20 protein-coding genes and 2 pseudogenes are annotated in these 22429 nt (G+C 69.8%); 12 read left to right on the forward strand and 10 right to left on the reverse strand.

The annotated features are described in order from the left end of the window. Positions 1-41: 41 nt before the first annotated feature. The 5 genes and pseudogenes from ACFYXM_RS06775 to ACFYXM_RS06795 all read left to right on the forward strand — a co-directional run. Positions 42-152: pseudogene (locus ACFYXM_RS06775) on the forward strand (ATP-grasp ribosomal peptide maturase); the annotation flags it as partial. Then, positions 145-1071, forward strand: coding sequence for a protein-L-isoaspartate(D-aspartate) O-methyltransferase (locus ACFYXM_RS06780; RefSeq protein WP_389287512.1), 927 nt, complete (start codon positions 145-147; stop codon positions 1069-1071). The pseudogene ACFYXM_RS06775 and the gene ACFYXM_RS06780, both read left to right, overlap by 8 nt. Then, entirely contained in the window at positions 1068-1265 is a 198-nt protein-coding gene (locus tag ACFYXM_RS06785) for a hypothetical protein (RefSeq protein WP_389287514.1), read from the forward strand. The genes ACFYXM_RS06780 and ACFYXM_RS06785 overlap by 4 nt, the downstream gene beginning before the upstream one ends. Before the next feature lie 369 nt (positions 1266-1634). Further along, entirely contained in the window at positions 1635-2597 is a 963-nt protein-coding gene (locus ACFYXM_RS06790) for a hypothetical protein (protein WP_389287516.1), read from the forward strand. Between the two features lie 196 nt (positions 2598-2793). Next, entirely contained in the window at positions 2794-3135 is a 342-nt protein-coding gene (locus ACFYXM_RS06795; protein WP_389287518.1) for a DUF5713 family protein, read from the forward strand. Between the two features lie 138 nt (positions 3136-3273). Here ACFYXM_RS06795 and ACFYXM_RS06800 read toward each other — a convergent pair whose 3' ends face one another. Continuing rightward, a complete protein-coding gene (locus tag ACFYXM_RS06800; protein ID WP_389287520.1) occupies positions 3274-4173 on the reverse strand; it encodes a D-alanyl-D-alanine carboxypeptidase family protein in 900 nt (299 codons plus the stop codon). A 140-nt stretch (positions 4174-4313) separates the two neighbouring features. Further along, positions 4314-5324 carry a Bro-N domain-containing protein gene (locus ACFYXM_RS06805; protein ID WP_389287522.1) on the reverse strand — a complete coding sequence of 337 codons (1011 nt, stop codon included), beginning with the start codon at positions 5322-5324 and terminating at the stop codon, positions 4314-4316. Between the two features lie 227 nt (positions 5325-5551). Here ACFYXM_RS06805 and ACFYXM_RS06810 point away from each other — a divergent pair, with 227 nt between their 5' ends. Continuing rightward, on the forward strand, positions 5552-6271 hold the full coding sequence (locus tag ACFYXM_RS06810) for a GntR family transcriptional regulator (protein WP_389287716.1): 720 nt from the start codon (positions 5552-5554) through the stop codon (positions 6269-6271). Next, positions 6268-7578, forward strand: a complete 1311-nt coding sequence (locus ACFYXM_RS06815) for a nitrate/nitrite transporter (RefSeq protein ID WP_389287524.1) — start codon at positions 6268-6270, stop codon at positions 7576-7578. Before ACFYXM_RS06810 ends, ACFYXM_RS06815 begins: the two co-directional genes overlap by 4 nt. 235 nt (positions 7579-7813) lie before the next feature. On the opposite strand, the gene ACFYXM_RS06820 is transcribed toward ACFYXM_RS06815, so the two are convergent. Then, positions 7814-8638, reverse strand: a complete 825-nt coding sequence (locus tag ACFYXM_RS06820) for a maleylpyruvate isomerase family mycothiol-dependent enzyme (protein WP_389287527.1) — start codon at positions 8636-8638, stop codon at positions 7814-7816. Between the two features lie 170 nt (positions 8639-8808). Between ACFYXM_RS06820 and ACFYXM_RS06825 the strand changes: the two genes are divergently transcribed. Then, on the forward strand, positions 8809-9609 hold the full coding sequence (locus tag ACFYXM_RS06825) for a carbon-nitrogen family hydrolase (RefSeq protein WP_389287529.1): 801 nt from the start codon (positions 8809-8811) through the stop codon (positions 9607-9609). A 117-nt stretch (positions 9610-9726) separates the two neighbouring features. On the opposite strand, the gene ACFYXM_RS06830 is transcribed toward ACFYXM_RS06825, so the two are convergent. Continuing rightward, entirely contained in the window at positions 9727-10218 is a 492-nt protein-coding gene (locus ACFYXM_RS06830) for an LURP-one-related/scramblase family protein (protein ID WP_389287531.1), read from the reverse strand. A 184-nt stretch (positions 10219-10402) separates the two neighbouring features. Between ACFYXM_RS06830 and ACFYXM_RS06835 the strand changes: the two genes are divergently transcribed. After that, complete coding sequence (locus ACFYXM_RS06835) at positions 10403-10534, forward strand: hypothetical protein (protein WP_389287730.1); 132 nt, start codon at positions 10403-10405, stop codon at positions 10532-10534. 32 nt (positions 10535-10566) lie between these two features. Continuing rightward, on the forward strand, positions 10567-12090 hold the full coding sequence (locus ACFYXM_RS06840; protein ID WP_389287533.1) for a recombinase family protein: 1524 nt from the start codon (positions 10567-10569) through the stop codon (positions 12088-12090). Positions 12091-12166: 76 nt separating this feature from the next. On the opposite strand, the gene ACFYXM_RS06845 is transcribed toward ACFYXM_RS06840, so the two are convergent. The 3 genes and pseudogenes from ACFYXM_RS06845 to ACFYXM_RS06855 all read right to left on the reverse strand — a co-directional run bounded on the left by ACFYXM_RS06845 (position 12167) and on the right by ACFYXM_RS06855 (position 13944). Further along, positions 12167-12412 (reverse strand): DUF2283 domain-containing protein, encoded by a 246-nt coding sequence (locus ACFYXM_RS06845; protein WP_389287535.1) that lies wholly within the window; start codon positions 12410-12412, stop codon positions 12167-12169. A gap of 68 nt (positions 12413-12480) precedes the next feature. Next, positions 12481-12932 (reverse strand): annotated as a pseudogene (locus ACFYXM_RS06850) (transposase family protein); the annotation flags it as partial. Positions 12933-13362: 430 nt separating this feature from the next. After that, positions 13363-13944: an XRE family transcriptional regulator gene (locus ACFYXM_RS06855; protein ID WP_389287718.1), complete on the reverse strand. Its 582-nt coding sequence runs from the start codon at positions 13942-13944 to the stop codon at positions 13363-13365. A 282-nt stretch (positions 13945-14226) separates the two neighbouring features. Here ACFYXM_RS06855 and ACFYXM_RS06860 point away from each other — a divergent pair, with 282 nt between their 5' ends. Together ACFYXM_RS06860 and ACFYXM_RS06865 are read left to right on the forward strand one after the other, a co-directional pair. Beyond that, positions 14227-14424 (forward strand): hypothetical protein, encoded by a 198-nt coding sequence (locus ACFYXM_RS06860; protein ID WP_389287537.1) that lies wholly within the window; start codon positions 14227-14229, stop codon positions 14422-14424. Between the two features lie 238 nt (positions 14425-14662). Then, on the forward strand, positions 14663-16528 hold the full coding sequence (locus ACFYXM_RS06865) for an NHL domain-containing thioredoxin family protein (protein WP_389287539.1): 1866 nt from the start codon (positions 14663-14665) through the stop codon (positions 16526-16528). A gap of 128 nt (positions 16529-16656) precedes the next feature. On the opposite strand, the gene ACFYXM_RS06870 is transcribed toward ACFYXM_RS06865, so the two are convergent. From ACFYXM_RS06870 to ACFYXM_RS06880, 3 genes are all read right to left on the reverse strand, one after another. Next, positions 16657-17418: a DUF4232 domain-containing protein gene (locus ACFYXM_RS06870; protein WP_389287541.1), complete on the reverse strand. Its 762-nt coding sequence runs from the start codon at positions 17416-17418 to the stop codon at positions 16657-16659. A gap of 201 nt (positions 17419-17619) precedes the next feature. Further along, a complete protein-coding gene (locus tag ACFYXM_RS06875) occupies positions 17620-20541 on the reverse strand; it encodes a BTAD domain-containing putative transcriptional regulator (RefSeq protein WP_389287543.1) in 2922 nt (973 codons plus the stop codon). Between the two features lie 267 nt (positions 20542-20808). Next, a complete protein-coding gene (locus ACFYXM_RS06880) occupies positions 20809-22107 on the reverse strand; it encodes a M18 family aminopeptidase (RefSeq protein WP_389287545.1) in 1299 nt (432 codons plus the stop codon). Between the last annotated feature and the right edge of the window lie 322 nt (positions 22108-22429).

Raw genomic sequence — 22429 nt, forward strand, 5'->3', positions numbered from 1 at the left:
AACAGCAGGTCAACGCCACAAAACCGGCCGCGGTCGGAAAACTGGAGTGCAACCCCAACGGCCAATGGGCATGGCTCGAAGACGTGGCCGGACTGCCGATCACCGCCGCAATCGCAGACCTGTTGGAGAACGGAGCGAGTCAGCATGAGTGACCCCCTGCCGTCGGAACACCTACGGGCCGACCTCGCGCGGCGCCTGTCCAAGGCCGGTGCTCTGCGCAGCCCGGATTGGGAAGCGGCCGTGTTGTCAGTACCCCGCGAGGCGTTCCTCTCGCGTGGCTGGTTCGAGTACGGAGAAGGCGGCTGGTACCGGCCCGTGGCCGGAGACTCCGCGGAAGAACTCGCGCGGATCTACGAAGATGACACCCTCGTGACGCAAGTGGCCGGGGGCGTCTTCCCCGACCAGGTCGAGGGGCGCATCGCCGCGGCCCCCTCGTCGTCGTCCACCCTGCCGAGTCTGGTCGTGCGGATGCTCGAAGGCCTGCGGGCGACCGAGGGGACGCGGGTTCTGGAGATCGGCACGGGCACGGGCTACTCGACCGCGCTGCTGTGCCATGTCGTCGGCGAGGACAACGTGACCACGGTCGAGGTCGACGTGGAGGTGTCCGCCCGTGCCGGGATTGCGCTCGCGGGCGCCGGGTACTGGCCTGTCCGCGTGGTCGGTGACGGCTTGGCGGGCTGCAAGGAGGGCGGCCCGTATGACCGCGTGATCGCCACGTGCGGCGTGCACACGGTGCCGGCCGCCTGGCTCGCGCAGACCCGGCCCGGCGGTGGGGTCCTGGTCACGGTCGGCGGATGGATGCACGCATCCGAACTCGTACGGCTCACGGTCGCCGACGACGGAACGGCAAGCGGCCCGGTTCTCGGCGGACAGGTCTCGTTCATGCTGGCCCGCCCCCACCTTCCGCCCCCGCCGGGCATCCTGCCAACCTCTGCGAGGGCGACGCGGTGCCCGCAGAGCTGGGCGCGGATGTGCTCGACGACTGGACCGCCCGGTTCGTCGCGCAGTTCGCCGCACCGCGCGCACAGCGGCTCACACTGGAGCGCGACGGGCGGACGGAACACGTCGTGATCGACGTCAACGCCGAGACGTGGGCGGTCGTCTTCCAGGACGGCGCGCGGTGGATGGTCCGACAGGGCGGCACGGCGCGCCTGTGGGACGAGATCAGCGAACGGCTTGCGCGGTGGCAGTCGGACGGACGCCCGTCCGCCGACCGTATGTGGCTGCACGTGGGCCCCGACGGACAATGCCTCACCTGGACGTAATCCCGCTCCGTATCACTTCGTGCGCCGCTGCCCGTCGTTGGGGAGCCCGGTCGTTGCGGGTGGGCGCGTGGCCCTTCCATCTGTGCTGCGGGCGGCGGTAGTTGAAGGGTGAATACCCGACGTGTCGGGCGTGGTACGTTCTGTGACCTTGAAACTCAATAAGGTGACCCCGGCGGCGCGCCAACGTCCCGGGGTCCGGCACAAGGAGAAGATCCCCTCCTCATGCAGATTCATCGTAGCCGTCATACGTGCGGTTTCACGGTCCTGCCCAACGCGTTGTTGCAGGACCGGCGGTTGTCGTACACCGCTCGTGGCCTTCTTGCCGATCTTCTTTCCCGTCCTGATGGCTGGTCCGAGGACGGTCGGCGCATGGCCGATGCGAGTCCGCAGGGGCGGTTGGCGGTGGCGAAGGCGCTGCGGGAGCTGACGGCCTTCGGGTACTACCGGGTCCACAAAGTCCGTCGTGAGGACGGGACGTTCGTCAGCGAGGCCCACGTCTACGACACCCCGCAGCAGCCCGTTCCGGGCCTTGCCTGCCAGGTCGTGCCGGGTATCGACCGTCCGGGTTCCGGTGGGCCGACCGCCGGTGGCGCGGGTTCCAACCCCGTAAAGAACCGAAGGAAAGAACCCTCCCTCCCCGGTCGACGTCGACCGGGAACGGTCGGTGCGGCCGGCGTTCCCGGCGGTACGGGCGAGCCCTCGAAGGTGCCCGTGGCGTCGAAGGGGCTCGTGGCGTCGAAGGGGCCCGCGGCGTCGAAGGGGCCCGTGGTCGGGGACGAGGTACTCACGGTCAAGGAGGTCTTCGGAACAGGTGTCGGGTCCGGGGACGGTCGGGACCTTGCCGATGTCGATCCGTCGGGGGCCGAGGCCCATGGCGTGGCTGTTGCCACGTTGTTCCGGGTGATCGGTTCGGAAAGGCGTCTGCGGCTCGGTGCGGTCGAGGCGCTCGGTCTGGCGCCGCTGGTCTCCGCCTGGCTGGAGCGCGGGTACGACCAGCGCGACCTCGCCGGGGCCCTTCTGGAGGGGCTGCCCGCTCGTGTGTACTCCGCCCGGGAGTTCCTGCGCGACCGCCTGACCCGGAAACTGCCCCCGCCGCCGGAGCCCTCGTTCCCCGGGTACGCGATGCCCGAGCCACCGCCCGGCTCGGGCCTGCCCCGCTGGGCCGAGTGCGACGAGTGCCGCCGCCCGGTCCCGGACAAGGGCCTCTGCCACGACTGCGCGGCCCCGGCCGACCGAGCAGACCACCCCCGACCCGACGATGACACCGCCATCCGTGCCCGTACGGCCGTCAGAGGTCGCGCACTGGTACGCGCCGCGCTGCGGACGACGTAGCCCCGGATCCGGAGCCGGAGCCGGGCCCATTGGGCTGGTCCCGTCAACCCTGACGGGCACGCCGCCGCCTTGCGACGCGCCACGCCCGACGCCGCGTGCCGATCCGGCCCGGCGCTCAGGGGTGGCGTCGTTGTCAGTGGTGTCGTGCATGATCGGCACGTCAGTTCTTCCACCCCTTCTACAAGGGCGGGGCGCCATGCCGATCACGAACCAGCAGATAGCAGAGCACGCGTTTTTGGGGCTGCTGTACGAGGACTCGTACTTCCCCGATCACGTCGTTGACAAGGGCAGGGCGATCCTGCTGCGGCTGTGCGAGCGGATCGAGGCCGAGCAGCCGTCGGATCTGGCGGCCCTCTGTGTGCTCACCCACGCAGCGACGGAGGAGTTCAACCTTCTGGAGGCGGAGTTCGAAGCAGCCGGGAGCGAGATCGAGACGGTCGCCCGCGAGGAGATCGCCGAGGACTTCTGGATCATCGCGTCGGCCTACGGGTTCACGGATGCGGACGTGGAGGAGCTGATCGCCCCCCGGGACTGGTGAGCCGCGACGGTGGGTTCGGCGGGGGAGGCGCGCCGGTTCCGGACCGACCAGTCGCGGCGAGCGCGAGAAGGCTCGGACCCGCGTACGACAGGAGGGGTCCCGCGCGGCGCGGGACCCCTCCTCGTGCTTCTGGTACGGCTACTTCTTGAAGCCGTAGTCCATGAGCTTCTTCATGTCCGCGGAGCGGGTGGTCGCGCTCGTGGAGGAGAGCACGGTGCCGATGATCGTCTTGCCGTTGCGGGTCGCGGCGAAGACCAGGCAGTACTTGGCCGTAGGGCCGGAGCCGGTCTTCACGCCGATCGCGCCGCTGTAGCTGCTGAGCATCGCGTTGGTGTTGGACCACGACATGTAGCGGTAGCCACCGGACTTCGTGGTGACCTTCTGCTTGGTCGACTTGGTCTTCACGATTGCGCGGAACGTGGAGTTCTTCATCGCGCTGGAGGCGATCTTCGTCAGGTCGCGCGGCGTCGAGTAGTTGGAGCCGTTCCCGATGCCGTCGAACGAGTCGAAGTGCGTGTTCTTCAGGCCCAGGGCCTTGGCGGAGGCGTTCATCTTGCCGACGAACGACTTCACGCGCGCCGCACGGGTGGAACCGGAGCCGAACTTGTCGGCCAGCGCGTACGCGGCGTCGCAGCCGGACGGCAGCATCAGGCCGTACAGCAGCTGGCGGACCGTGACCTTGTCGCCCACGATCAGACGGGCCGACGAGGCGCCCTTGGAGACGATGTAGTCGCTGTACGCCTTCTGGATCGTGACCTTGGAGTCCAGGTTGAGGTTCTTCTGCTCCAGGACGACCTTGGCGGTCATGACCTTGGTGGTGGAACCGGTGGAGCGACGGGTGTCCGCGGTCTTCCCGTACAGGGCCTTGCCGGTCCCGTTGTTCATCACGAAGCCGCCCTTGGCGGTGATCGTGGGGGTGGGCAGTGTGGCGGCCTGTGCGGTGGAGGCGAACACGCTGCCCGCGATGACGGCACCCGCGGTGAGGGCCACGGTGGCAGTGGCAGAAACGCGGTGTATGCCCTTAATGCCGATTTTCAACTTGAGTGCTCCCAAATGCCCCTGAAATGCGGCCACATGAAGGTGCCGCCGGTGATGTGACTCACCGGGGGCGGGAAAGGATGTGCTGATTCCCGGGATTTCTGGGGCAATTTTGGAGTCAAGGAAGTGTCGGCGGAAGGTCAACGGCGATTGAGGAGATAGATCGGTGAGCCGTCGTGTGTGACGCCGTGGGGGTGCAGACAGGCGTGCTTGCGCATGAACCGCAGGCACTCATCGACGCGATGCACGGTGAGGCCCGTGCGGTCGGCGATCGATTCGAGCGGCTGGGCCAGTTCACCTTCCGCCGCCAGTACGGGGGCGATGCTGACGGCGACGGCCCATACGTCCTCCGTGACCGACATGCGGGACCGCCAGTCGTCGAGGACGGCCTCGGCCGTGGGGCGGACCGGCCGGGGGCGTGGCTGTGGCGCCGGCTGCGGTGGCACGGCGGCGGCGTGGGGGTGATTCAGGGGCGGGGCCGACACGTCGCCGGTGGCGAACAGGGTGTCGAGGCGGTCGGCGATACGTTCCAGGGCGCGTGCGGTGGCCTGCTGCGCGCGCAGGGTTTCACGCTGTGCGGCTGCGAACTGCTCGTCCAGCCGGATGTTCCGTTCCTCAAGGCGGGCGATCGCCTCGGCCACCCGACCGGGAAGGGGGTGGACGACGGTGGGGGTGGGCGGGACCGCTTCCGGTTCCGGTTCCGGCGAGACCGTGCGAGAGCCGGCGAGAGAGTACGATCCTTCTCGCTGGACCGTAACGACGATGTCGACGACCCACTCCTTGAACGGCTGGCACGAGGGCTTCGTGCAGCCGTTGACGAGGTGGAGCAGCCCTCGTAGGTCGATGAGATTCAAGTCTCGACGCCACTCCCTACCTGCGGGAATGCTGAGACCATAACCTCCAGTCACTGTCTCAAGACAGTCTCGGTGTGTCTCGGGTACATGGTCGAGGAGAGTCTTCTGGGGGTTCGTGTACCCCAGGTGTTTGCACACGTCCACCGCCGGAAACCAGTGCTCCCCGTCCGGCATCGTCAGTCGCCGGATGCGGGCACCGGTCGCCCCGTGGACGAAGTCGCTGATGTCGATCGCGTCCGGCCGTACGGCATTCCGTCCCGCTGCGCCGGTCGCTTCCGTCGCGTTTTCCGTGGTCATCGGAAACCACCTCCGTAGCGGAACGTAAAGCGGAGCAAAGCTCGGATGCCCACGGAAGCGGGAACTTTCATCACATCGAGGAGGGGTGGCGAGGTTTCGCCCGTCCTGATCCCGACCCGCGTCCGTCCAGGATGCGTCCCGGCCGGGTCCGTAGATTGGACGATTTAATGATGTACGCATGTTGTATCTATCATGTGTGCATGCCTTCCCCTCTCCCCGTCGTGAAGATCCCTGCCGCGCCCACAACCGAGTCCACCGTGAAGACCGACGTGAAGGTGTCCGCGAAGTCGGCCAAGCCGGCGAGGGAGGCCAAGCAGCCGCCCGCGGCCGAACGGGTCTACGCCCATGTCAAGGAAGCGGTCCTGAACCGTCGTTACGAGGGCGGCACGCTGCTCACCGAGGGCCATCTCGCCGAGGCGGTCGGGGTGTCGCGCACCCCGGTGCGCGAGGCGCTGCTCCGGCTGGAGGTCGAGGGGCTGCTCAAGCTCTACCCCAAGAAGGGCGCCCTCGTGCTCGCCGTCTCCGCGCAGGAGATCGCCGACGTGGTGGAGACCCGGCTGCTGGTCGAGGAGTTCGCGGCCCGCAAGGCCGTTCCCGCTTCGGCGCGGTTGATCGAGCGACTCGAAGAACTGCTGGACGAGCAGCGGCAGTTGGCCCGGGATGGTGACCTGGCGGCGGTGTCCGTGAAGGACCGCTGTTTCCACGCGGAGATCGTGCGCAACGCGGGCAATGGCATCCTCGCCCGCCTCTACGACCAGTTGAGGGATCGTCAGCTGAGGATGGGGGTCGCCGTGATGGAGGCGCATCCGGACAGGATCGCCGCGAACATCACCGAACACGGCGAGCTGCTGGAGGCGATCAGGTCCGGGGACGCGGACGGCGCCGCGCAGGTCGTACGGCGCCACGTGGGCCGGGTCAAGGTGCTGGTCAGGGGTGAGGACCGGTGAGTTCGGGCGCCGCTCCCACCCTTTCATTGCCCGGCGATCCACCCGGCGGCCGGCGTGCCGCATGGGTGTGGGGCATCGGGGTCGCCGTCTACTTCGTCGCCATCATCTTCCGTACCAGCCTGGGCGTCGCCGGACTCGACGCCGCCGACCGATTCCACGTCAACGCCTCCGCACTCTCCACGTTCTCCATCCTTCAGCTGCTCGTCTACGCGGGCATGCAGATACCTGTCGGCCTGATGGTCGACCGGCTCGGCACGAAGAAGGTCCTCGCGCTCGGGACCGTCCTGTTCACGCTCGGGCAGCTCGGCTTCGCGCTCTCGCCCTCGTACGGCATGGCGCTGGCGTCCAGGGCCCTGCTCGGCTGCGGCGACGCGATGACGTTCATCAGTGTGCTGCGGCTGGGCGCCCGCTGGTTCCCGGCCCGGCGCGGTCCGCTGATCGGCCAGATCGCCGCGCTGTTCGGGATGGCGGGCAACCTCGTCTCGACGCTCTTCATCGCGCGGGCCCTGCACGGGCTCGGCTGGACCACCACCTTCGTCGGCAGCTCCGTCGCCGGGGTCGTCGTTCTGGTGCTTCTGCTCCTGTTCCTGAAGGACCACCCCGAGGGGCACGAGCCGCCGCCCGTCGCGCACACGGGCGCGGCCTTCGTGCGCAAGCAGATCGCCGCCGCCTGGCGGGAACCGGGCACCCGGCTCGGCATGTGGGTGCACTTCACCACGCAGTTCCCGGCCATGGTGTTCCTGCTGCTGTGGGGGCTGCCGTTCCTGGTGGAGGCGCAGGGGCTCAGCCGGTCCACCGCCGGTGAGCTGCTGACGCTGGTGGTGCTCTCCAACATGGCGTTCGGGCTCGTCTACGGGCAGGTCATCGCCCGGCACCACGCGGCCCGTGCCCCGCTGGCCCTGGGGACGGTCGCGGTGACGGCGCTGCTCTGGGCGTCGGTCATCTTCTTCCCGGGCGACCACGCTCCGATGTGGCTGCTGATCGTCCTGTGCGTGGTGCTCGGCGCCTGCGGTCCCGCGTCGATGATCGGCTTCGACTTCGCGCGGCCGGCGAACCCGCCGGAGCGGCAGGGCACGGCGTCGGGCATCGTCAACATGGGCGGCTTCACCGCCTCGATGACCACGCTGTTCGCCATCGGTGTGCTGCTGGACAGCACCGGTGACGACTACCGGATCGCGTTCGCCTCGGTCTTCGTGCTGGAGGCGCTCGGCGTCGTCCAGATCCTGCGGCTGCGCTCCCGGGCCGCGCACCGCGAGCGCGAACAGCACGTGATCAGCCGTGTGGAGGCCGTGCACGTACCGGTGTGACTGGTGTGAGCGGTGTGAGCGGTGTGATCCGCGTGCCGTGCGGCCGTCCACGACCGCCGGCCCGTGCGATCCGCCCGCGCGGGCCCGGCCCTGTGCCCGCGTGGTGCCCGTCGGGCCGGCTCGGCGGCGCGCCCGTCCTCGTTCGACGGGCGCCGCCGACCTCGGTGGCACGGGTGGCACCGGAGGAGGCGTCAGGACGCCAGGACCCCACGCCGTAGGGCGACGCGGCAGGACTTCACGGCGTCACGGCGAAGTTCCGCAGGATCGCGTCCGCCAGGTCCTGGTCGCCCTCGACCTTGACTCGATCCGGCACCGCGCCCGCGCGCATCCGCCCGCAGGCCAGCCGGGAGTACGTCTCCCAGTCCATCGCCAGGGTCACGGCCGGCCCGAGCGACGGCGAACCGTCCACCGAGCCCCGGCCCTCCGCGTCGACCCTGACCGTGCGCAGGAACTCCACCGGGCCGTTCACATCGATCACCACCGCCGAAAGCGGCGGCGCCCCCGCGTCCTTGGCGACCACCTTCGGCAACGCCTCCAGCAGGACGTCCCGGACGATGGTGGCCCCGGGCGAGTCCAGGTTGCCGGGCCGGCCCAGTGCCACCCGCAGATCCTGCTCGTGCACCCAGACGTCGAAGGCCCGCATCCGCAGGGCCAGTTCAAGGGTCTGCTCGGTGCCGAGCGGGGCTCGGACCATGGTCTCCGGGGCGCGGTTCTCGTTGCGGAGCTGACGGGCGCGCCGAATGATCGTGTACTCCAGTTCGGCGAGCATCTCCGGCGAGGTGTGGTGGCGCCGCACGTCGACCTGCATCTCCATGTAGCGGGCCAGGTCGTTCTGCATGTGGTACAGGTCACGCGGCAGTGAGTGGATCGGGCGCGGATCGCCGAGCTGTTCGGACTCCATGCCGATGATGTGCGACACGATGTCGCGCACGGACCAGGCGGGACACGGCGTACGGCCGTTCCACTCCCCTTCGGCGAGCGGCTTCACCAGCTCGGCTATCGCCTCGATGGAGTGGGTCCAGGCATCGGCGTAGTTCTGAAGGCTGGGATGGACGGTCACGGGACCCCTCGTGCGGTTCTGCGGTGCATGGGCTGGAGTGCTGGGCGCGGGCGGCGGACTGCGTGGGAGGTTCGATCGCTAAGTTACGCTGCGAGCAGGCACCCCGGCAGTGCTTTCGTGTGACGATCGTAGGCCTGTGTTGACGACTCGAATGCCAGGACGGTGGTAGTGTGCGCGCCTCCCTCATCCAGATCGCGGTAGACCCGGACGAATCCGTCGATTCCCGCAGGCAGCGTGCGGCTTCGCTGGTCTCCGCCCAGCGCGGCGCGGATCTGGTGGTCCTGCCCGAGCTCTGGCCGGTCGGCGCCTTCGCGTACGACTCCTTCCGGGACGAGGCCGAACCGCTCCAGGGGCCCACCCACACCATCATGGCGAAGGCCGCGGCGGACGCCGGTGTCTGGCTGCACGCGGGCTCCTTCGTCGAGCTCGCGCCCGACGGCACGCTCTACAACACCGCGCTCGTCTTCACGCCCGAGGGCGAGCGGGCCGCCGCGTACCGCAAGATCCACCGCTTCGGCTTCGACCAGGGCGAGGCGGTCATGATGGGCGCGGGCGAGGGACTGGTCACGGTGGACCTGCCGCAGACCACGCTGGGCCTCGCCACCTGTTACGACCTGCGCTTCCCGGAGCTGTTCCGGGGGCTGGTGGACGCGGGCGCCGAGACCCTGGTCGTCGCGGCGGGCTGGCCCGAGCGGCGCCGCTCGCACTGGACGCTGCTGGCCAGGGCCCGCGCCGTCGAGAACCAGGCGTACGTCCTGGCCGTCGCCACCGCCGGAACCCACGGCGGGGTCCCGCAGGCCGGCCACAGCATCGTCGTCGACCCCTGGGGCGAGACGCTCGCGGAGGCGGGTGCGCAGGAGGAGGTGCTGAGCGTGGAGTTCGACCCGGAGAAGGTGGCGACGACCCGCGAACAGTTCCCCGCGCTCAAGGACCGTCGGCTCGGACTGGCCCCGCCTCCGGTCCGCGCGTAGCCACAGGTCCGGTCCGCGCGTACAGGTGGCCCCGGGCTCGGCCCGGCCCGGCCCGGCCCGAGCCGAGCTGGGCTGGGCCGGGCCGGGGCGGTCCTGATCGAACCGGGCCGGGCCGGGTCAGCCCTCGTGCTCCTTCTCCGCGAGCACGATGACGCACACCGACACGGCGATGAGCAGTGCCGCGTCGGCGTCCTCCCGCACGATGTCGATGCCGTAGGTGTCACGGACGGTCAGCCGGCGGCGCGAGATCTGGGCCAGCAGCTCCCCGTCGTACTCGACGGCGAATTCGCGGTCGAGGATCCTGCCGCCGACGTCCAGCTCGGTGCCGTCGACCAGCGTGACCCGGTAGTGGTTGCGCAGCAGCGACAGTCGCTTGCGCCTGATCGTGGCGAGCTGTTCGCCGCCGCGCTCGATGAGCATCGTGTCGCGGAGGCTGAACAGCTTCTTATGGATTTCGACCAGTACGCGGCCCTCGGTGTCCTTCAGCTCGAAGGTGTCCCGCAGCCGCATGGCCTTGCCGTCGACGAGGAAGACCTTGCGGCCGTCCGTGTCCTCGATCCAGTAGTCGTCACCGATACCGAAGAGGCGTTCCCGCACCTGGAATCTCATGGCCCACAGGTTCCCCCATGACCCTCCGGAACACGCGGACCCCGGGAACACGCGGACGCCGGGAACACGCGGACCCCGGGAAGACGCGGACCCCGCCTCCGGAGCACATGGACCCCTACGGAACCCTCCGGCCCGCGCGCACCCTCCGGAATGCGTGAGGGCCACGGTGCTGTTGACTTTCGACATGTCAACACGTGCGCGCGTCAGGGCCCCCGAGCTGATCGGCAAGGGCGGCTGGCTCAATACGGGAGACCGGCAGTACACCCTTGCCGACCTGCGAGGACGCATTGTCGTCCTGGACTTCTGGATGTCCTGAATCATTGAGGGAACTCCAGATAGGGTGAAGCCGTGCATAACCACACCATTGCTGACCTGTACCTACGCCTGTCACTGGACCGGGAGGGCAAGACAGCAATCGACCGCCAGGAAGCCGACTGCCGAGCTTGGGCGGAGCGCAATGGGATCACGGTCCGCAAGGTCCACATCGACCGGGGACGGTCCGGTTACAAGAGCGTCAGCCGCAAGGGCTTCGACGCTGCGATCACCGCAGTGACATCCGGAGTCGTCGGCGTGCTGATCGTGTGGAAGCTTGACCGGTTGAGCCGCAAGGGAATCGGTGAAGTGGGCAAGGCGCTGGACGACTTCAGCCGTGCGGGTGGACGACTCGTGTCCGTCATGGACGGTCTGGACACGTTGAATGACAGCGCCCGCGTCACCATCGCACTCCTCGCCGAGCTTGCCCGCAATGAGTCCCGGAACCTGGGAATGCGCGTCGGCAGCGCTAAGCGGTACCTGCGGCAGCGTGGCCAGTGGATTGGCGGTCAGCCCCCCTATGGACTCAAGGTCGACCCGGATACCAAGAGGCTTGTACATGACCCGGAGACGGCTGTTTACGCGCGTCTGATCGCTGATGAAGCGCTCTCGGGGAAGGCGCTGGTTCATGTGGCTCGGTTTCTGAATGAGCACGGGATCGAGTCGGCGCGTGGTGGACTGTGGAATTCGTCCAGCGTGATGCAACTGCTTCGCGGACCTGCCTTCGCCGGTCTCATGCCTCAGACCGTGTACGAAGAGGCGGCGGACGGAACCCGGAAGTACAGCTCGAAGGTCATTCCGTACCGCGACCCCGAGACGCTGGACACCGTAAGCATCGGTGAAGGCATCATCACGGTGGGAGAGCGCGAACTCGTCATCAGACAGCTTGAATCCCGCACCTTCCCGCTTGCCGGAAAGCGTCACGGACACAAGCAGGGAACGGCGCTCCTCACCGGTATTGCCCGCTGTGGTCTGTGCGGGTCACGTATGAGCCAGGCGGGAACGTCATATGTCTGCTCCTCGAACCGGATGGGACGTGGCTGCATTGGAGTCAGCGCACGAGTCGAGAGCCTCGATGCCTATGTGAGCGATGCTTTTCTGAGCCGTCTTCCCGCGCTTGAGCCCGACGACGACCTGCTTGCCGTCATCGCGGAGCGCTGGGTGAAGCAGGAAGACCCGGAAGTGTTTGCGAAGCGCGATGCGATCGAGGCGGAGATCAGGGAAGAGGAAGCGCGTCTCACTGACCTTGAGGAAGCTCGTTACGTGCGCGGCGAGTTCAGCGGAGCGGAAGCCATCGACCGATACAACAGGCTTGCCGGAAGGCTCCGAGGGCGCATTGACGGGCTGCGCGTCGGCCTCGCCGAGATGCCCGCGCCGACCATTGATATTTCCCCGCTACTGGACGGTGAGCTGCTACGGAAGGCGTGGGTGACGGACGATACGGCGGCGCGTCGGGAACGGCTCCGGCTTGCGATGGACTCCGTGACCGTCAGCAAGGGGCGGCGTGGGGCGCGTTTCGTCGGTCGTGAGCGCTGCGAGATCGCGTGGGCTGAGCACTAGGGTTACCTGAGAGTTAGCCTTTTCCAACCTGCTGCAGAACGTGGTGAGGTCGCTGCGACTGCGGTGCTCGACTGTTTCATACACCTTCGGTGTCCAGCCGCTCCGCGGACTGGAGCAGGTACTCAGGCAGTTTTGAACTGGCCGCCAACACCTCGATGCCGATAAGGCGGCCATGTTCGTCGAAGTCGAGGTTGATCACGGCGTCGGCATCCACCGGATCGCAGGGATACATGCGCGCGGACTTCACGCAGGCCTGTGGTTCGATGAGGTACACGTACGCTGCGTCCGCAGCCTTGTCGTAAGTCACTCTGACGTCTGCCACGGTGAGCGGCTCCCTTGGTGTCGTTGATGGCGGCGCTGTCCTTGTCCATGCTTCAGGCTGCGCCGACCTCACGCTGACATGGCGCGGTGCAAGGCCAGGACGGCCTTGACGATGTCGGTGATGCGGGCGGTGCTGCAACGGAGTTGCGCAGGAGCCGCCAGCTCTTGAGGGTGGCGTTGGCCTGCTCGCCGACGGCTCGGATGCTGGCGTGGGAGGAGTTCACCGCCCGCTTCCCGGCTGGGAGCGTGCTCCAGCGGCCCCGGTAAGGCACCCGGATCGTCCTCCGAGCTCCCTGATATCCCTTGTCTGCCCACGTCCGGATGCCGGCTTGGGTGAGCGCTTCGATGATGGCGTGGGTTCGTGCGGCCTTGATGTCGTGGACGGCGCCTGGCAGGGCAGGTGAGGCCCAGAGCAGGCGTCCCAGCGGATCGGTGATGACCTGGACGTTCATGCCGTGGCGTTTGTGCTTGCCGGAGTAGTAGGGGCGGTCGGTGGTGATGCGGTCGATGGACAGCAGAGAGTCCGCTTCCGATGCGCGGGCAACGCAACTCATGGCTCTGGCACCACAGTTCGATGCATTTCGCGCGCCGCTGAACGACCCTGCGTCATGGGTGCGGAACCTGGGCACCGCACCTCGCAGCGTGCATGTGTGCACTTCTGCGGTGTGGAAGGCGTTCGTCACGGCGGAACCCGTCTTGGCTCGCTCGCTGGGCACGGTGACGGGCAAGCGCGCCTTGTCGCAGCGATGGACAAGCGCTTTGGGGCGTGCCGGAAGCTTGCTGTGGCTAAGGCGCGAAAGGCTCAGAGGGAAAGTGCCACGGCCATTGCCAATGGCTCTGAAGGTGTCCTGTGCGACGCTGTATCGGGCGCTTGCCGACACGGAGTGACCCCGACCCGAGAGACCGTTCGCCTATGGGTGGGCGGTCTCTCTCGTGATCGGGTACGCATAGTCAGACGTTCGCGGGTACGCCCCTGTCCCAGAGTTCTTCGCTGTGCTCCGCAAAGCGATCGAACATGCCGCTGTTCCCCTGTCTGCGCAGGTGGAGGAGAGGGGAGTCGTGTCCGACCAGTCGGGCGAGGTGGGGTGTCACCAACGCGTGCTGATCGAAGCGGAAGACTGAGAGGCTCACATGATTCATCGCGTCTTCCCGGGCGCTGAACCGGGCTTCAATCCCTTCCACGGGGCCGAGTCGGTCCAGATGTTCCAGCGTGATCCTGATGCGTGTGGAGACGGTCAGGGCCACGTCTTCGATGCCTTCGCGCTGACGGGTCACTTCTCCATCGGGATCGCCCAGCAGGAAGCGCACACGGCATCCTGAGTCGGCCTTCCGGCGGAGCGTCTCAGGGAATGCGGGCACCTGAGTCCAGAGGAAGTAGTTCGTGTACCCGGCGAAGAACAGGTCTCCGCTCGCGTCGCTGACCAACTCGCTCCACACCGTAGAGGAACACGCGGAACGGTACGGATAGCTGTGGACGAGTTCACGGTCATGCCCGCTCTTGATGCGGTCCTTGACTACCTGCGGCCAGATCATCTCTTCGTCCACCCCCAACGCCCGGCAGGCGTCATCGCGGTTTCGTGCATGAGGCGTCAGCTCTGCGTCCGCGAGCCAACGTTCGACTGTCTTGCCAGTCACACCAATATGCATGGCAAGCTGACGTGGAGTGAGACTGGCATCCGCCATAGCTGAGCGTAGCGAAGAGTTCAAGAGGTCTCCCGTTGACGTTTGGGCCTTTCTGGGACCGTAGCGGGCAACGGCTCAACTGTCCCCGCCTCGGGCGCAGATACGTCCGTGAGGAAACGCCACGATGGCGGCATGAGCGAACCGACGCGGTACCAGACAAACCCGGTTGAACTTCCGTTGTGCTTCGAGCTGGAGCCGACACCTGTGGAGGGGTGCGCGGGATGCGCCGAACTCGCCGACGTGCGGGACCGTGCGCGTGCGGGGGGCGATATGACCACGGTGACCGACTGCAACGTCTTCTTGCGCCGTCACCCGGACGGTCACGAGTGATCACGCGGGCGGACATCGGTACTCGGGTTGAGGATGAGGCGGGGCGTGTCGGCATCCTGCGCGACGTGATCCCCGACCATGAGGATCCTGCCGAATCCCCAGGTCGTAAGCGTCCTACGGCGTTCCTGCGGCCCGTGGGCGGGGGCGCTGAGTGGCTGGTGTCCCCGGACGTAGTGAGGCTTGCGTGGTGAGGCGGCGCCGTCGTACCCACTGCGGCAGCAGTGGCACCCTTGACGGCATGAGTAAGCGTGCCCGCGTCCGCGCTCCTGAGCTGCAAGGACGGTCCTGGATCAACACCGGCGGCAAGGAACTGTCCCTCGCGGACTTCCGGGGTCGCACATTGGTGCTAGATTTCTGGACCTTCTGCTGTGTGAACTGTCTGCACGTCCTCGACGAGCTGCGCGAGCTGGAGGAGAAGCACCGCGACACCGTCGTGATCATCGGGGTCCACTCGCCGAAGTTCGTCCACGAGGCCGAGCACGAGGCGGTCGTCGACGCGGTCGAGCGGTACGAGGTCCGGCATCCGGTCCTCGACGACCCGGAGCTGGCGACCTGGAAGCAGTACGCCGTACGGGCCTGGCCCACCCTGGTCGTCATCGACCCCGAGGGCTACGTCGTCGCGCAGCACGCGGGCGAGGGCCATGCGCACGCCATCGAGAAGCTGGTCGAGGAGCTGGAGACGGAGCACGCGGCGAAGGGCACGCTGCGGCGCGGCGACGGCCCCTACGTCCCGCCCGAGCCGGTCGCCACGCATCTGCGGTTTCCCGGCAAGGCACTGCTCCTGCCCGACGGGGGCTTCCTCGTCTCCGACACCACCCGTCACCGCCTGGTCGAGCTCGAAGCGGACGGCGAGACGGTGCGCCGCCACGTCGGTACCGGCGACCGGGGATACGCCGACGGCGCGGCAGACGAGGCCCGGTTCTCCGAACCGCAGGGACTCGCCGTGCTGCCCGACGGCCGGATCGCGGTCGCGGACACGGTGAATCACGCCCTCCGGGCCCTGGACCGCACCACGGGAACGGTGACGACCCTCGCCGGTACCGGTCGCCAGTGGTGGCAGGGGTCGCCGACGTCCGGCCCGGCCCGCGAGGTCGACCTCTCCTCGCCCTGGGACGTCGCCTGGTTCGCGGACCGGCTGTGGATCGCCATGGCGGGGGTCCACCAGCTGTGGTCCTACGACCCCGCGACGGAGACCGTGCGGGTTGCGGCGGGCACGACCAACGAGGGCCTGGTCGACGGACCGGCCGAGGCGGCGTGGTTCGCCCAGCCCTCGGGGCTCGCCGTGTCGGCGGACGGGGAACGGCTGTGGGTCGCGGACTCGGAGACGTCGGCGCTCCGGTACGTCGAGCGCGACGGCACCGGCTTCGCCGTCCGTACGGCCGTCGGCACCGGGCTCTTCGACTTCGGGCACCGCGACGGTGCCGCGGACCAGGCGCTGTTCCAGCATCCGCTGGGGGTGACCGCCCTGCCCGACGGGTCCGTCGCCGTCTGCGACACGTACAACCACGCGCTGCGGCGCTACGACCCCGCGAGCGACGAGGTCACCACCCTGGCCACGGATCTGCGCGAGCCCAGCGACGCCGTGCCGGCCGACGGCGACCTCGTGGTCGTCGAGTCCGCCCGGCACCGGCTGACCCGGCTGCGGCTGCCCGAGGAGGCCGTCCGCGTCGACGACCGGGCGCACCGCACGCAGCGGGCCGCCACCGAGATCGCTCCCGGCACGCTCCGGCTCGACGTGGTCTTCCGGGCGCCCGCCGGCCAGAAGCTGGACACCCGGTACGGCCCGTCGACGCGGCTGCTGGTCTCCGCGACCCCGCCGGAACTCCTGGCGGAAGGGGCCGGTGCCGGTACCGGCCTCTTCCGCGACCTGGTCCTGGCCGACGGGATCACCGAGGGGGTGCTGCACGTCTCCGCGATGGCCGCCTCCTGCGACGACGATCCGTCGAACGAGTACCCGGCCTGCCACGTCCACCAACAGGACTGGGGCGTCCCCGTCCGCTTGAGCGCGGAGGGAACGCCCCGACTGCCGCTGGTGCTGGCAGGGCTGGACGAGCAGGAGCAGGAGCAGGAGCAGGAGCAGGAACAGGAGCAGGAACGGGCCTGACGGCGCGCGCGGAGCCCCGGACGCGGAGGGGCTTCCGCGCCGGGAGAGGTGTGGGCGGTGTGTGCGGTGTGCGCGGCGAGGCGGGGGCCGCGTCCCGCGGGGCTCGTCGTACGGCCGGGCTCAGCGGGTCAGGAGGTGCCCGCCTGCTTCATGGAGCTCACCGCTTCGGCGACCGTGCTCCGGTACAGGCCGAGCTTCGGGTCGCGCACCTTCACATCGGGGCCGAGCTCGAAGTTCTGCGTCTCCGCGTTGGGCATGTGGTCTCCGTCGGCGAGCACGCTCATCTCGTTGATCCAGGTCAGACCGTTCGCGCCGCTCGGGTTGAGGTCGATCACCGCGATGGCGGCCGTCTTGGGCTTGACCGGGTACGCGGGTGCGCCGCCCAGGCCGCCGGGGACGGCCGGCGCGATGTCGGAGCTGTGGTCCGAGGCCTTCGCGGCGCCCAGGCTGACCCGCGGGAAGTAGCTCAGACCGCAGGAGTTCGCGCCGACGTTGTTGACCTCGATCACGTGCTGGGTGGCCGAGCCCTGGCGGGGGTACACGCGCACCGACAGGTCCCCGCTCTTGCACGGGTGCGCGTAGGCGTAGCTGTCGCTGGTGTTGCCGCCCCCCGTGCTGGTGCTGCCGTTGGACGTGCCGGTCTTCGAGGTGCCCGTCTTCGTGGTCCCGGTGTTCTGCGCGGCATCGCCGGACTTCGCGGTGGTCGCGGTCGCCCCGTCGGTGGCGGACTGGGAGGAGTCCGCCCCGGCGGCAGCCGCCGCGGCGTCGTTCGCCGGGCCGGCGGACTTCGTGCCGGTGTCGTCGTTGCCGCCGCAGGCGGTGAGGGCCAGGGCGAGCACGGCGGTGGTCGCGGCGGCGAGGGCGGCGGAGCGGCTGCGGAAGGTACTCATGGTTCTTTTCCCCCGAGTGTGACGAGTGTGACGGGTGCGATGGGAGGCGGACGCCTCGGCCCCGGTCATCCGGCGGGCGCCTCTGACCTGCTGACATCCATGAGTCTGGGGCGCGTCGCTCATGTTCCGCTGTTGTCCCGCTGACGTCCCGCTGACGTTCCCGCCCGTTCGAACGGTGGGAACGCACGCGGCGGCGCAGGCTCAGACGTCGCCGACGGCGAGCCGTCTGACCGCCTCTTCGTACCGTCTGCGGTACTCCGCGCGTGCGGTGACCCGCAGCAGGGCTTCGAGGGCCCGCACCGCCCCGTGGTCGTACTCGGCGCGTTCCGCCTCCGCTGCCGCCAGGTTCAGCATCCGGATGCCCTCCTCCTCGTCGCCGAGCGCCAGCCTGGCCTCTCCGTCGACGGTCAGCAGCAGTACCCGGCGGGCCTCCTCCCGTTCGGGCCCGAGGCCGAGGGCCGCGCGGGCGGAGTCGAGGGCGTCCTGAGGCCGGTTCGCGGTGAGCTGCATCCGGGCGAGATGCTGCAGGGCGAGCATCTCCGTGTGCGCGTCGCCCTCCTCGCGTGCCAGGCCGACGGCGCGGGCGCAGTCCTCCAACGCCGCGTCGAGCCCGCCGTCCTCGGCCTGGACGACGGCCAGGTTGATCAGCGCGGTCGCCTCGCCGAGCCGGTCACCGGCCTGCCGGGCGAGACCGGGCGAGCGTTCCAGCAGGGCGATGGCCTCCGCGGTCCTGCCCTCCTCGGTGAGCACCCAGCCCAGCAGGTTGAGCACCCGCGACTCGGCGTACGGGTCCTTCTCGGCGCGGGCGGAGCCGAGGGCCAGTTCCAGCAGCGGCGACCAGTTGTCCCGTACCCGCCACACGACCTGCGGCCACTGGAGGAGGACGATCCGCCAGGCCCGGTCGTGGTGTCCCGCGGTCCGGGCCGCCACGGCGGCGAGGGCCAGATCGTCGCGTTCGGCGGCCAGCCAGCGCATGGCCGTCGCCCGGTCGGTGAAGTCCCGGACCGCGGCGGGCGCGCGGAAGTCCTCCGGCAGGACGAAGCAGGGCTCACCGCCGGGTTCGGCCGTGTCGGCGGCGGCGAGCGCGGTGGCGATGTAGTGGTCGAGGACATTGCGGAGCGCCTCGTCCGCGGACGCCGGGTCCAGGCCGCGGGCGTAGAGGCGCACCAGGTCGTGCAGAATCCAGCGCCCGGGAGCCGTCTCGGTGACGAGATGGGCGGTGGCGAGCCGTTCCAGTGCCGCCGCGGCGGTGACCGGGTCCGTGCCGGCGAGCGCGGCGGCCGTGTACGGGTCGAAGTGGCTGCCGGGGTGGTGTCCGAGCCGGGTGAACTGGTGGACGGCGTCCGGCGACAGCTGCTGCACGGTCAGACGTAGCGCGGCCGGGACACCGGTGTCGTCCACATCGAGGTACGTCAGCCGGCTGCGTTCGTCGGCCAGTTCGTCGGCCAGGCCCGCCAGTGTCCAGCGGGGGCGCCCGGCCAGCCGGGCCGCGGTGACCCGCAGGGCCAGGGGCAGGCCCCCGCACAGCTCGGCGAGCCGCCGGGCCGCCACGGGTTCGGCGAGGACCCGTTCCTCGCCGAGTACTCCGGCCAGCAGGGCGGTGCCGTCCCGGGGTTCGAGGACATCGACCGGCACGGGGCGGGCCGCGTCCGAGGCGATGAGGCCCTCCAGCCGGTTCCGGCTGGTGACCAGCGTGACGCAGTCGGCGCCGCCGGGCAGCAGCGGCCGGACGGAGGCGGAGTCGCGGGCGTTGTCGAGGACGACGAGCAGTCGGCGCCGGTCGGTCAGCGACCGGAACAGCGCGGCCGCCGCGGACACGGACTCCGGGACGCGACGCGGTGCGACGCCCAGCGCCAGCAGGAACTCGCGCAGGACCTCCATGGGCGCGGTTTCACCGGTGTCGCTGAACCCGCGCAGATCGGCGAAGAGCCGCCCGTCCGGGAAGGCGGCGGCGTTGCGGTGGGCCCAGTGGAGGGCCAGCGCGGTCTTCCCCACCCCGGCCGGTCCGGTGACCAGGCAGACGGGTGCCTCGCCCGCCGCAGCCCGGCCGAGCGCGGCCAAATCGGCGGCCCGCCCCTGGAAGCCGCGGGGCGCGCGGGGGAGCAGATCGGCGGGGCGCGGTTCGCCGGCCGACGGGGCCGGAGCCGGGGCGGTGGGGGCATGGGGAGGCGGCGGGACGGCTGCGCGGCCCGCGAGACCCGGTCCGCCCGCACGGTCCGTCTGGACCGCGTGGTCCGTGCGGGCCGGTGTGTGGTGCGCTTCGTCCGTGCGGGCCGTTCCGGCCGCGCGGTCGGTCCCGTCCGCTCCTTTGGCCGTACGTTCCGGCTCGGCGGCGCGCTCCGGGCCGACCGCGCGCTCCGGGCCGACCGCGCGCTCCGGGCCGGGGGCGCCGCGCAGGATCAGGGCGTACGCGTCGGCGAGTTCGTGTCCCGGGTCGATGCCCAGCTCCTCGGCGAGCAGCCGTCGGGTGCGGTGGAACCAGTCCAGCGCCTCGGACTGGCGCCCCGCCCGGTACAGCGCCGTCATCAGCGCGGCGGCCAGCGACTCCCGCATCGGATGCGCGGCAGCCTCCGTGCGCAGCACCGCCGCGGCCCGGCTGTGCTCGCCCAACGCCCCATATGTGTAAGCCAGTTGCTCGACCGTCGCCAGCCGTGACTCCTCCAGGGAGTGAGCGGCCGCCTGGAGCGGCGGGGCGGCGAACACCCCGGTGAGCGCCGGGCCCTGCCACAGGGACAGGGCCTCCTTGAGCATCAGCACGGAGTTCGCGGGATCGCGCTGCTCCCGTGCCAGCAGCAGGAGTTCCTCGAACCGTTGCGTGTCCAGCAGGGACTCCGGCAGCCGGAGCAGGTATGCGTCGCCGAGGGTGACCAGCTCCACCCCGTACGCCCCGGCGTCCGCGCCGACCAGGAGGGCACGGAGCCGGGACACGTGTCCCTGGATGACGCCGCGGGTGTGCCGCGGCGGGGTGTCGTCCCACAGCGAGTCCGTCAACCGGGCCATGGACACGGGGGTGTTGGCGGACAGCAGCAGCGCGGCGAGCAGGCTGCGGCGTTTCGCGGGTCCGAGCGGCAGCGGTCCGGTGAGCGTCTCGACGGAGACGGTGCCGAGCAGCCGGAACTCCACGTGCGGCTCCCCTTCCGGGCGGGATGCGCCCCGGCGGGGGCACGGCATGGCCCAGGATATCGGGGTGTCGGGGAGCCGAGAGCGGCCGTTCCCGGCCGGCCGTGGGGCCGCCGGCCCGAGGAGCTCCTCCCGGCTGATCAACCCCGCGCATCAACCCCGCGCATCAACTCCGCGCATCAACTCCGCGCATCAACTCCGCGCATCAACTCCGCGCATCAACTCCGCGCATCAACTCCGCGCATCAACTCCGCGCATCGGCCCGGCGGATCAGCCCGTCAGGAACGCCGACAGCGCGTTGGCCAGCAGGTACGGGTCGTCCGCGCCGCACAGTTCGCGGGCGCTGTGCATCGACAGGATCGGGACGCCGATGTCCACGGTCTGGATGCCGTGCCGGGCGGCGGTGATCGGCCCGATGGTGGTGCCGCACGGCATCGAGTTGTTGGAGACGAACGTCTGCCACGGCACGCCCGCCTTCCGGCACGCCTCCGCGAACACGGCCCGGCCGCCGCCGTCGGTCGCGTACCGCATGTTGACGTTGACCTTGAGGATCGGCCCGCCGTTGACCACCGGGTGGTGGGTGGGGTCGTGGCGCTCGGCGTAGTTGGGGTGGATGGCGTGGCCGGTGTCGGAGGAGAGGCAGACGGTCCCGGCGAACGCCCGTGCGCGGTCCTCGTACGCACCGCCACGCGCGAACACCGAGCGCTCCAGCACCGTGCCCAGCAGCGGCCCGTCGGCGCCGGTGTCCGACTGGGAGCCGTTCTCCTCGTGGTCGAAGGCCGCCATGACCGGGATGTACGGGAGCTCGGCGTCCGGCTGCCCGGCGACGGCGGCGAGAGCCGCGGTCGCCGAGTGCACGGAGAGCAGGTTGTCCATCCGCGGGCCGGCCAGCAGCTCGCGATCCCGGCCCAGGTAGGCGGGCGGCTCGACGGGGTGCGGCATCAGGTCCCAGCCGATGACGTCATCGGCGTCGACCCCGGCCTCCTCGGCGACGAACCGGATCAGGTCGCCCTCCTCGACGTCCCCGAGGCCCCAGATCGGCTGCATGTGCTTCTGCCGGTCGAGCTTCAGACCGTCCGGATTGGCCGAGCGGTCCAGGTGCACGGCCAACTGCGGCACGCGCAGCAGCGGCCGGTCGATGTTCACCAGCCGGTGCGTGTCCCCGCGCAGCGAGATCCGTCCGGCGAGGCCGAGATCGCGGTCCAGCCAGGTGTTGAGGAGCGTCCCGCCATAGATCTCCACGGCGACCTGGCGCCAGCCGTGCGCCCCGGTGTCGGGCAGCGGCTTGACCCGCAGGTTCGGCGAATCGGTGTGCGCCCCGACGATCCGGTACGGGGTGTGCGCCTCGGCGCCTTCCGGCACGTACCAGGCCACGATCGCGCCACCGCGCAGGACGTACTTCCCCCCGGGTGTGCCATCCCAGGCCGCGGTCTCCTCGACCTGCCGGAACCCGGCCCGCTCCAGCCGCGCCGCCGCGGTGGCCACCGCGTGGTACGGGGAGGGGGAGGCCATCAGGAAGGCCATCAGGTCGTCGGTGTGCCCGCGGTCGAAGCGGAGGGAGGAACTCATGTTCTTCACTGTAACGAGGCCGGGCCGGAACGTTTCCCCCTCGTCCCGCAGTCGGCGCGCGCCGGGCGGTCGGCGCGCCTCGGGCCGTCCCCTCACCCGTCCCCGCCGTTGCGCCTACAGCTTGTCGATGGCGGTCAGGTCGATGTCGATGTCGTACGGGACGGAGACCTTCAGCCGGTCGTGGGGGACGCCTGATCAGGGCGTGTTTCGAAAGTCCCGTCCGGCCCGCGACGCCTGGCACGGTGCCTCGCCACGTTGCCGGGGTGGGGGCCCCAAGCCCCCCACCGGGGGCCCCCCCCCCCCAGCGGATGCCCCCCCCCCC

The organism is Streptomyces sp. NPDC002476 (assembly GCF_042889785.1).
Taxonomy (GTDB): domain Bacteria; phylum Actinomycetota; class Actinomycetes; order Streptomycetales; family Streptomycetaceae; genus Streptomyces.